8 protein-coding genes and 1 pseudogene are annotated in these 9885 nt (G+C 65.1%); 4 read left to right on the top strand and 5 right to left on the bottom strand.

Annotated features, from left to right (window positions below; genetic code table 11):
- Both KBI52_RS20610 and KBI52_RS20605 read left to right on the top strand, forming a co-directional pair.
- Positions 1 to 783 (top strand): annotated as a pseudogene (locus KBI52_RS20610) (hypothetical protein); the annotation flags it as partial.
- 322 nt (positions 784 to 1105) lie between these two features.
- Entirely contained in the window at positions 1106 to 1627 is a 522-nt protein-coding gene (locus tag KBI52_RS20605; protein ID WP_173949941.1) for a hypothetical protein, read from the top strand.
- A gap of 59 nt (positions 1628 to 1686) precedes the next feature.
- On the opposite strand, the gene KBI52_RS20600 is transcribed toward KBI52_RS20605, so the two are convergent.
- The 3 genes from KBI52_RS20600 to abc-f form a co-directional block, all read right to left on the bottom strand.
- A complete protein-coding gene (locus KBI52_RS20600) occupies positions 1687 to 2394 on the bottom strand; it encodes a protein phosphatase CheZ (protein ID WP_210811121.1) in 708 nt (235 codons plus the stop codon).
- Positions 2395 to 2399: 5 nt separating this feature from the next.
- Positions 2400 to 2783 carry a response regulator gene (locus tag KBI52_RS20595; protein ID WP_173949939.1) on the bottom strand — a complete coding sequence of 128 codons (384 nt, stop codon included), beginning with the start codon at positions 2781 to 2783 and terminating at the stop codon, positions 2400 to 2402.
- A 211-nt stretch (positions 2784 to 2994) separates the two neighbouring features.
- Positions 2995 to 4617, bottom strand: coding sequence for a ribosomal protection-like ABC-F family protein (abc-f, locus tag KBI52_RS20590; protein ID WP_173949938.1), 1623 nt, complete (start codon positions 4615 to 4617; stop codon positions 2995 to 2997).
- Between the two features lie 197 nt (positions 4618 to 4814).
- Here abc-f and KBI52_RS20585 point away from each other — a divergent pair, with 197 nt between their 5' ends.
- Positions 4815 to 5255, top strand: a complete 441-nt coding sequence (locus KBI52_RS20585) for a cytochrome c (protein ID WP_210811116.1) — start codon at positions 4815 to 4817, stop codon at positions 5253 to 5255.
- Between the two features lie 51 nt (positions 5256 to 5306).
- Positions 5307 to 6149 (top strand): DUF1194 domain-containing protein, encoded by an 843-nt coding sequence (locus KBI52_RS20580; protein WP_210811112.1) that lies wholly within the window; start codon positions 5307 to 5309, stop codon positions 6147 to 6149.
- Positions 6150 to 6231: 82 nt separating this feature from the next.
- Here the strand turns inward: KBI52_RS20580 and KBI52_RS20575 are convergent, their stop codons facing one another.
- Together KBI52_RS20575 and secA are read right to left on the bottom strand one after the other, a co-directional pair.
- Positions 6232 to 6654 (bottom strand): GFA family protein, encoded by a 423-nt coding sequence (locus tag KBI52_RS20575; protein WP_210811108.1) that lies wholly within the window; start codon positions 6652 to 6654, stop codon positions 6232 to 6234.
- 215 nt (positions 6655 to 6869) lie between these two features.
- Complete coding sequence (gene secA, locus KBI52_RS20570; RefSeq protein WP_210811106.1) at positions 6870 to 9683, bottom strand: preprotein translocase subunit SecA; 2814 nt, start codon at positions 9681 to 9683, stop codon at positions 6870 to 6872.
- Positions 9684 to 9885: the final 202 nt, after the last annotated feature.

The following is a 9885-nucleotide window of genomic DNA, read 5'->3' as shown; positions in this document are numbered from 1 at the left end:
GCCGAGATCTATGCGATCGCCCGCGAGGCGCTCAGCGCCGGTCAGCGCGGCTTCCAGTTCCAGTCTTATCCGTTCCGGATGACGGCCGAGAATCTGGCCAAGCATCGCCTCGACCCGAACATCGGCTTCTGGAAGAACCTGAAGGAAGGCTCTGACACCTTCGATATCTCCAAGGAGGAGCTGCGCGTGGCGGTCGCCAACCGGCGCTACCTCTTCAACGCCGATGAGAGCACCGTCGCGGCCGTGACGCAGAAACAGCGCCACGACGAGCAGGAGGTGGCCGATCTGATCGCCAAGGGCGAGAAGCCGATCAGGCTCGTCTACAATGACGGCGACACGCACGAATCCTTCCGCGAGGCCCTCGCCAATGCGTCAGGCGTGTCCGACACCAAGCTCGGATTCGTGAGCCGCACGGAAGGCATCTCGTCCGGCCCGCGGCAGATCGCCCTCGACGACAGCGGCCGCGAGAAGATCGACGCCCCGTCGACTGCGCTCGCCTTCGCGTCCCTGAAGGAGGTTCCCGCCTCGCAGCCGGAAACCCGTCAGGCCGTCACCCAGCAGACCGCTCCGGTGGCCGTGGCGGCGGCCTCCTCGCAGGAGACGCCCTTCTACAAGAAGATGCTCGGCGGCGTGGCCGACCTGTTCGGCACGTCGGCGTCGCAGCCCGTGGCCGAGACGGTCCAGGTTGCACCTGCTCCCGCCAAGGCGGCTCCGGCCACGAAGGCCATGCCCCAGAAGCGGGCTCAAGGCTCCGAAAAGGTCAACCTAGCCGCTGCGAACTGAGCGCTCCAGGCACCAAGAATCGCAAGGCCCGCCTCACTGGCGGGTCTTTTTGTTGGGCGATCTCACGGACCGGAAACTTTTCCGCATCTGCCGGGCTTTCCGAGGAGAGGTCCTGCCATGCTCCCGCACCCCGTCGGCATCGCCACACCGAACCTCTCTCAGCACCAAGGTGACGGCTCGGCCTGGACGCCGCTCCCGGGTCGGGCTCGTCATGGCCGCGCAAGCCACTCGGCGGCTTTGCGGGCCCGCCCCATATCTCCCCCATCCTGTCGGATCGGCACCGTGGTGCGGACCCCGCCTCGTGGCCTCAAAGGAGACATTCATGCACCGCCTCGCGCAAGAGCTCTCTCGTGGCGCAGTTCTCTCGCTTTGGGTCGCAGCCGGCAGCGCAGGCGCCGCCCCGGCGGTCGCCGAGCGCTACGCAGGCTCCTTCTGGGGCACAGGAACCATCCTGGAGGGGCCTGACGCCTCCTCCCATCAGGTCAGCTGCAGCTTTGCGATCCAGCAGCAGGGCGCCACGAGCCTTGCGCTCCAGGGCACGTGCCGGGCCTACCTGCTGATCGCGCGATCAGTCAGCGCCCGCCTGTCCTGGGACCCCCGGTCCGGCCAGGTCACCGGCACCTATACGGGGTCGCGGGTCGGAACCGCCCAACTCAGGGGCCGGCAGGTGGGTACGGACTTCGATCTAGCGATCGAATGGCCGAGGCCCCTCTACGGCGACACGACGGCCCAGATGCGCGTCGCCAGCCTCGACCCTGGTCGCTTCAGGATCGTCGTCACGGACCGGATCGGCGAGAATGGACCCGTCCGGGCGACGACCGATCTCACCCTCGTGCGGCAATGACGGGCAGCAAAAAGCCCGGCGAAGGGCCGGGCTCTTGAGCTGTTCGCCGCGCAGGGCGATCACCCGAACAGGGCGTCGATCGCGTCCTGGGACGTGCGTGTCGGATCGCCCTCGAGGGCAGGCCCGTTCAGCAGAGCCTCGTCCCCTTCGCGGTCCGGCATCTTGAAGGCTTCCACGTCGTTGAAGCTCTCCAGGCCGCCCCAGATATGCGCCATCTGGGTCACGCGCTCCTCGATGAATTTCATCGAGCCGACGACCTTGCTGATGCGCTGTCCGGTAATGTCCTGGAAATTGCAGGCCTCGAAGATCGTGATGACCCTGTCGGAGATCCGCTGGGCCATGGCGGCGTCCTCACCGGACAGGCGCGCGGACAGCGTTCCGTTGATCTCGTCGATCTCCTCGGCGGCCGCCAGGATGCTGTTGGTGGCCGCTTCCGTGCCGGACACGACCGCTCCCAGTTCGTCGGTGACGCTGGTCACCTGGCCGCCCGGGCTGCGGGAATGCAAGGTTGCGATCTCCCGTTTCGTGCGCTGTATCGACTCGGTGATGGCGTCGAGTTCCTCCTTGAGCCTGAGCGCTTCGCGCAGGTCGGTCCGGATCTGGTCCAGGAGAGCCTTCGACGCTCCGCTGTTCGGCTCGAGCGCCGCATGAATGGCCGCCATGCCCCGCATGAGTTCCGCATGCCGCCGGGCAGCGATGCTCTCGCGGGACTGAGCCAGAAGATCCAGGCTCAATGGGTCGAAAGAGACAGGTGGCGGAAGACGCATGGCGGCTACTCGCCCAGCACGGCGGCGATCTTCGAGCGCAGGGTTTCCGCGTTGAAGGGCTTCACGATGTAGTTGTTGACGCCGGCCTGCTTGGCCGCCACGACGTTCTCGGTCTTGGCCTCGGCGGTGATCATGATGAAGGGAAGTGCGTTCAGATCCGCGTCGGCGCGGACCTTCTGGAGCAGCTCGAAGCCGGTCATCGGCGCCATGTTCCAGTCGGAGATCACGAGCCCGTATTTCTTCTCCTTGAGCTTGCCCAAGGCCTCCGAGCCGTCCTTGGCTTCATCGACGTCGTTGAAGCCGATCTGCTTCAGGAGGTTGCGGATGATGCGCAGCATCGTCTGGTAATCGTCGACGATGAGCACCGGAAGGGACGTATTCAATGCCATGATGTTTCGGCCCGAAATGAGAAAGGGTTGCGAAGAAGGTCCTTTGACAGACCTTTCTTCAAAAATCGTTGTTGTGGTCCCTGCCTTATCGGCCATGATGCTTGCCTCAAGCTGACGTCGCGCTCCCGCTTTCGGAAGGCGGTGTCCCGAGCAGCGAAAAGCCCGGCGCGGTGGCCGGGCTTCCGTCTCGATGCCTTCGGGGATCGACCGCTCAATGCCGCAGGCCCGGAGCCTCCTGGCCGGTGCGCGCCACGTATTCGGTATAGCCGCCGCCATACTGGTGGATGCCCTCCGGGGTCAGCTCGAGAACCCGGTTGGACAGGGCGGCCAGGAAGTGGCGGTCGTGCGAGACGAACAGCATGGTGCCCTCATATTTGGATAGGGCGTCGATCAGCATCTCCTTCGTGGCCATGTCGAGATGGTTGGTCGGCTCGTCGAGCACCAGGAAGTTCGGCGGATCGTAGAGCATCTTGGCCATGACCAGCCTAGCCTTCTCTCCGCCCGAGAGGACGCGGCACTTCTTCTCCGCGTCGTCGCCGGAGAAGCCGAAGCAGCCGGCCAGCGTGCGCAGCGAGCCCTGCCCGGCCTGCGGGAACGAATCCTCCAGGAACTCGAACACTGTGCGGTCGCCCTCGAGCACCTCCATGGCGTGCTGGGCGAAATAGCCCATCTTCACGCTCGCCCCGACGGTGACCGACCCGTCGTCGGGGGCGGCGGAGCCTGCCACCAGCTTCAACAGGGTCGACTTGCCGGCGCCGTTCACGCCCATCACGCACCAGCGCTCCTTGCGGCGCACCGCGAAGTCCAGCCCCTCGTAGATGCTGCGGCTACCATAGCGCTTGTGCACGCCCTTCAGGCTGACCACGTCGTCGCCTGAACGCGGCGCTGGCAGGAAGTCGAACGCCACCGCCTGGCGGCGCTTGGGCGGCTCCACCCGGTCGATCTTCTCGAGCTTCTTGACGCGGCTCTGCACCTGGGCAGCGTGCGAGGCACGCGCCTTGAAGCGCTCGATGAACTTGATCTCCTTGGCGAGCATGGCCTGCTGACGCTCGAACTGCGCCTGCTGCTGCTTCTCGTTCATCGCCCGCTGCTGCTCGTAGAACTCGTAGTCTCCGGAATAGGTCGTCAGCGAACCGCCGTCTATTTCCATGATCTTGTTGACGATGCGGTTCATGAAGGCGCGGTCGTGCGAGGTCATGAGCAGCGCGCCCTCGTAGCCCTTCAGGAATTCCTCCAGCCAGATCAGGCTCTCGAGATCCAGGTGGTTGCTGGGCTCGTCGAGGAGCATGACGTCCGGGCGCATCAGCAAAATGCGCCCGAGTGCGACGCGCATTTTCCAGCCGCCCGACAGGGCGCCCACGTCGCCGTCCATCATCTCCTGGCTGAAACCCAGTCCGGCCAGAACCTCGCGCGCCCGGCCCTCGAGGGAATAGCCGTCCAGTTCTTCGTAGCGCGCCTGCACCTCGCCGTAACGCTCGATGACCGCCTCGAGGTCGTCCGCCCTGTCCGGGTCCACCATGGCGGCTTCGAGTTCCCGCAGTTCGGCCGCTACGGCGCTCACCGGACCGGCGCCCTCCATGACCTCGGCCACGGCACTGCGGCCGGCCATCTCGCCGACATCCTGGCTGAAATACCCGATGGTGATGCCGCGATCGACCGAGACCTGGCCCTCATCGGGCTGCTCTTCCCTGTTGATCATCCGGAAGAGCGTCGTCTTGCCCGCGCCGTTGGGCCCCACCAGGCCGATCTTTTCCCCTTTCTGAAGGGTTCCGGAGGCCTCGATGAAGAGGATCCTGTGGCTGTTCTGCTTGCTGACATTCTCGACGCGAATCATGGGTCCTAAAAGCCTGGAGGAGTTGCGGCGGCCTTATGGCACGGCGCGCGCCGGTCTGCGAGGGTTCGCGATCGGGCGAAATGTCAGGGGGCCGCTCGCGGAAATCTCCGCTGAAAAGCCGGCTCTAATCCTCATTTCCCTATGGTTCCTTCGGGCGGAAGAGGACATCCTGCCCAGGGGGAGAAAGGATGATCGTCATGCGAAAGACCGTCATCGCCGCACTCTGCATGGTGATCCCGGGTGGGATCGGGGTGCTGGCCCAGTCAGGCGATCCGATCAGCCAGCGCCAGAACCTGATGAAGAACAACCAGGAGCAGGTGCGCGCGCTCACCGGCATGGCCCGGGGGCAGACTCCGTTCAACGCCGCCACCGCCCAGGCCGCCCTTCAGCGGATTGCCCAGAACGCCCAGCAGATTCCGGCCCTGTTCCCTCCGGGCTCGCATCAGGGCAAGACCGCGGCGCTTCCCGTCATCTGGGAGCGCAAGGCGGATTTCGACTCCCATGCGGCCAAGCTTCAACAGGACGCCACAGCGGCTCAGGGATCGATCACTGACCAGGCCAGCCTGCAGGCGGCGGTCCAGCGGGTCGGCCAGAACTGCGGCGGCTGCCACGAGACCTATCGCCGCAAGGAAAGCTGACGTAACATCGGGAGATCTGAGGAGACCGAAGATCTTCTGAGGGAGATCGCGATGCGGTATCCCGAGGCTCCATGGCTTCTTCCCGCTCTTGTGGCGGGACTCCTGACCCTCGCTCCGGCTTGGCAGCGGCCGCCCGACGAGGTCGATCTCGCCCTCGTGCTGGCCGTCGACGTCTCCACCTCCATGGACCCGGACGAGCAGGACCTGCAGCGGCAGGGCTATGTGGAAGCCTTCCGCTCGCCCTCGGTGCATCAGGCCATCCATGGGGGCGTGCTGGGGCGCATTGCGGTCACGTACGTCGAATGGGCCGGAGCCCATCCGCATGTTCAGCATGTGGTCGTGCCCTGGACCGTTCTGGACGACGCGAAGGACAGCCTCTCCTTCGCCGACCGGCTGGCTCGCGCGCCGATCCGCCGGGGGGCCGGAACCTCCATTGCGGAAGCCATCGATTTCAGCCTGGGTCTCCTCTCCTCAGCGTCCTTCCGGTCGTCGCGGCGCGTCATCGACATCTCGGGCGACGGCGCGAACAATCAGGGCCCCCTGGTCACCGAAGCGCGCGACAGGGCGGTGGCCCGCGGCGTGACGATCAACGGCCTTCCCATCATGCTGAGGCATCCCGACCGTCGGGACGACGTAACCCTGGATGCCTATTACCGCGACTGCGTGGTCGGCGGCCCGAATGCCTTCATGATCCCGATCCGTGAACGCAGACAGTTTCTGACCGAGACCCGAACCAAGATCATCACCGAGATCGCCGCCCCGTCCGACACCGCCGCATCGATCGAGCCCGCGGGCGTTGTTCCGAGGGCCGACTGCGATACCAGCGAAAGCCTCTGGGATGACATCGCCCCTGAACCGCATGCGCCGATGGCCGTGACCGGTCAGGAGCTTTAGAGAGGTGCCGCACGCCGGCGCCAGCCTTTGACCTGGAGCGGCGATCATTCCCGAGGGTCCGCGACGACGGGCGCCCCGAGGGTCACTCGGCCATCATCTCGCCGGAGCCTCCCGCCTCGGCTGGGAAATCCTTCAGCTTTGGCAAGCCGTCTCGCATGGGCAGCACCGTCTCCGCATAGTTGAAGTGGACGGCTGGAATGAAATTGAGGGTGGGAATGGTCGCCGCGAACACGTCGACGAGGCCGAGCGTCGGGTGGTTGCTCATCAGGTGCCCGCCGCATTTCGAGCAATATTGCCGCTGGCTGAACTTGGTCTTCTGATAGGTCGCGAGGTGCTCGGCGCCGGACGTGACCTGCACGGCCTCGGGCTTCCACAGGCTGAACGCATTCACCGGCCCGCCGGACCAGGAACGGCAAGACTGGCAATGACAATAGCCCATGGCCTCCGGGGATCCGCTGACCTCCAGTTGGACAGCGCCGCAGAAACAGCTTCCGATATGGGACATGGCCCTCTCCCTTGGTTCTCTCGTGGGCCGTCATGCCGCAATCCGGCCGGACGCCGCCCAGAGCTGCGAAACCTTGGCTGACCGTATCTTACCCCTTGCGGCTCCGGAGATCCTCTGGCGCAACGGAGGTATTGCGGCGACCGCGCTCTAAACCGTCGGCGCAGCAAAAAGCCCGGCGCGACGGCCGGGCTTTCGATGGTGGGAGTTCTGCGGTCTTAGGCCACGAACTGACCGTGGCAATGCTTGAACTTCTTGCCCGAACCGCAGGGGCAGGGCTCGTTGCGGCTGACCCGGCCCCAGGTGGAGGGGTCGTTCGGGTCGCGGGACGAAGCAGGCTCCATTCCAGCGGCCGCAGCCGCGAAGCCGAGGGCCGGGGCGGCTCCGAGAGCGTTGCCCTGGGCGAGATCGAACTCGTTCTCCCCGGTGGCTGGATCGAGATGCTGGGCGAACATGGGCGGGAGTTCCTGCGGCTCCGGCTGCTGGAACACCACCTGGATGCGCATGAGCTGGCCCGTCACCTGCTCGCGCAGGTGGCCGATCAGGGCGTTGAACAGCTCGAAGGCCTCGGACTTGTATTCGTTCAGCGGATCGCGCTGGGCTAGGCCGCGCCACCCGATGACCTGACGCAGGTGATCGAGGGTCACGAGGTGCTCGCGCCAGAGATGGTCCAGGCTCTGAAGCAGAACCTGCTTCTCCACGTAGTTCATCACCTCGGACGTATTGGCCTCGATGCGCTGGGCATAGGCCTCGTCGGCCGCCTTGGTGATACGCTCGCGGATCTCGTCGTCGGCGATGCCCTCCTCCTTCGCCCATTCCTCGACCGGCAGATCGAGGTTGAGGAAGTTGGCGACGTTCTGCTTCAGCCCCTCGACGTCCCATTGCTCGGCATAGGCGTTTTCCGGGATGGCCCGGGAGACGATGTCCTCGATGACGCCGTGGCGCATGTCGTCGATGGTTTCGCGCACGCTCTCTTCCGCCATGAACTCCTTGCGCTGCTCGAAGACGACCTTGCGCTGGTCGTTCATAACGTTGTCGTATTTCAGGATGTTCTTGCGGATGTCGAAGTTGCGCGCCTCGACCTTCGCCTGAGCGCGCTCGATGGCCTTGTTGATCCACGGATGGATGATGGCCTCGCCCTCCTTCAGACCGAGCTTCTGCAGCATGCCGTCCATGCGGTCGGAGCCGAAGATGCGCATCAGATCGTCCTGGAGCGACAGGTAGAACTTGGAGCGCCCCGGATCGCCCTGACGGCCGGAACGGCCGCGCAGCTGGTTATCGATGCGGCGGGACTCGTGACGCTCGGTGCCGAGCACGTAGAGGCCGCCGGCCGCGAGGGCCTTCTCCTTGAAGGCCGCCACCTCGTTCAGGATCTCCTTCTCGCGGCGGGCGCGGTCCTCGCCCTCGACGCCGGCGAGCTCGCGCTCGATGCGCATCTTGGCATTGCCGCCGAGCTGGATGTCGGTGCCGCGGCCGGCCATGTTGGTGGCGATCGTGATCGCACCCGGCACGCCGGCCTGGGCGACGATGAAGGCCTCCTGCTCGTGGAAGCGGGCGTTCAGGACGGCGAAGTGCTTGGTGCCGCGGCCTGCCCGCGCGTCGCGATAGAGCGGCTCGAGGGCCTGCGGGTTCTCGAAGTCGATGAGGGTATAGCCGTCCTTGATCAGCATCTCGGCCAGATGCTCGGACTTTTCGATCGACGTGGTGCCGACCAGGATCGGCTGGCCCTTGGCGGAGGATTCCTCGATGTCGCGGATGACCGCCTGGTAACGCTCCTCCATGGTCCGGTAGACCTCGTCGTCGTCGTCCACGCGGGAGACGGGACGGTTGGTCGGGATCTCGACCACCTCGAGGTTGTAGATCTCCAGGAACTCATCGGCTTCCGTGGCAGCCGTGCCGGTCATGCCGCCGAGTTTGTCGTAGAGGCGGAAGTAGTTCTGGAACGTGATGGAGGCCAGGGTCTGGTTCTCGGGCTGGACCTGGACCTTCTCCTTGGCCTCGAGCGCCTGGTGCAGGCCTTCCGAGTAGCGCCGGCCCTGCATCATGCGGCCGGTGAACTCGTCGATGATCACCACCTCGCCGTTGCGGACGATGTAATCCTTGTCGCGCTGGAACAAGGTGTGGGCGCGCAGCGCCTGGTTCATGTGGTGAACGAGGGTCGCGTTCTGGGCGTCGTAGAGGTCGCCCTCCTTGAGCAGGCCGATCTCCCGCAGCAGCGCTTCGATCTTCTCGGTGCCCGCTTCGGTGAGCGCTACGGAACGCTGCTTCTCGTCGAGCTCGTAATCGCTCTTGGTAAGGCGTGGGATCACCACGTCGATCGCATTGTAGAGCTCGGACCTGTCGTCGAGGGGACCGGAGATGATGAGCGGCGTCCGCGCCTCGTCGACCAGGATCGAGTCCACCTCGTCCACGATGGCGAAGTTGTGGCCCCGCTGGACCATCTGCGCCATCTCGTACTTCATGTTGTCGCGCAGGTAGTCGAAGCCGTATTCGTTGTTGGTGCCGTAGGTGATGTCGGCCGCATAGGCCTCGGCGCGCTCCGAATCGTCGAGCCCGTGAACGATCACGCCGACGGACAGCCCTAGGAACCGGTAGATCTGGCCCATCCACTCGGAGTCGCGACGGGCGAGATAGTCGTTGACCGTCACCACGTGGACGCCCTTGCCGGCGAGCGCGTTGAGATAGACCGGCAGGGTCGCCACCAGGGTCTTGCCCTCGCCGGTGCGCATTTCGGCGATCGAGCCCTCGTGGAGCACCATGCCGCCGATGAGCTGAACGTCGAAGTGGCGCTGCCCCAGGGTGCGCTTGGCGGCCTCGCGGACCGTCGCGAAGGCCGGGACCAGGATGTCGTCCAGGGTCTTGCCGGCGGCGAGCTGGGCCTTGAAGTCCTCGGTGCGGGCACGGAGCTGCTCGTCGGACAGGGCCTCCAGCTCGGCCTCCATCGCGTTGATGGCCGCTACCTTCGGCCGGTAGGACTTCAGACGGCGATCATTGACCGAGCCGAAGATTTTCTTCGCGAGAGAACCGAACATCGAGAGCCTTCGAAATTCCAGAATGCAGGAGAAAGGGGCGTTTGCGCCGCCTTATAGACCTAATTACGCCGGAGCGCATCTTAAAGACTGCGCCTTTAGTGGCGCAGCCCCAGGGCAGCTCCAAGCCGGCCCGGAGGACCCGTTCAAGACCCCGCGAGCGGCGATGCTGTGACATAAATATGCCATCTCTTGCAAACGTAAA

This window comes from Microvirga sp. HBU67558 (genome assembly GCF_018069605.1).
GTDB lineage: Bacteria > Pseudomonadota > Alphaproteobacteria > Rhizobiales > Beijerinckiaceae > Microvirga > Microvirga terrae.
Note: the sequence above shows the minus strand (reverse complement) of the source record. Positions and strands in the feature narration are given on the sequence as shown.

Excerpts from the sequence above, each read along its gene's own strand:
- KBI52_RS20595 (WP_173949939.1), bottom strand. The coding sequence starts at position 2,783 with ATGGCATTGAATACGTCCCTTCCGGTGCTCATCGTCGACGATTACCAG.
- KBI52_RS20575 (WP_210811108.1), bottom strand. The coding sequence starts at position 6,654 with ATGTCCCATATCGGAAGCTGTTTCTGCGGCGCTGTCCAACTGGAGGTC.
- KBI52_RS20600 (WP_210811121.1), bottom strand. The coding sequence starts at position 2,394 with ATGCGTCTTCCGCCACCTGTCTCTTTCGACCCATTGAGCCTGGATCTT.
- KBI52_RS20585 (WP_210811116.1), top strand. The coding sequence starts at position 4,815 with ATGCGAAAGACCGTCATCGCCGCACTCTGCATGGTGATCCCGGGTGGG.
- abc-f (WP_173949938.1), bottom strand. The coding sequence starts at position 4,617 with ATGATTCGCGTCGAGAATGTCAGCAAGCAGAACAGCCACAGGATCCTC.
- secA (WP_210811106.1), bottom strand. The coding sequence starts at position 9,683 with ATGTTCGGTTCTCTCGCGAAGAAAATCTTCGGCTCGGTCAATGATCGC.
- KBI52_RS20605 (WP_173949941.1), top strand. The coding sequence starts at position 1,106 with ATGCACCGCCTCGCGCAAGAGCTCTCTCGTGGCGCAGTTCTCTCGCTT.
- KBI52_RS20580 (WP_210811112.1), top strand. The coding sequence starts at position 5,307 with ATGCGGTATCCCGAGGCTCCATGGCTTCTTCCCGCTCTTGTGGCGGGA.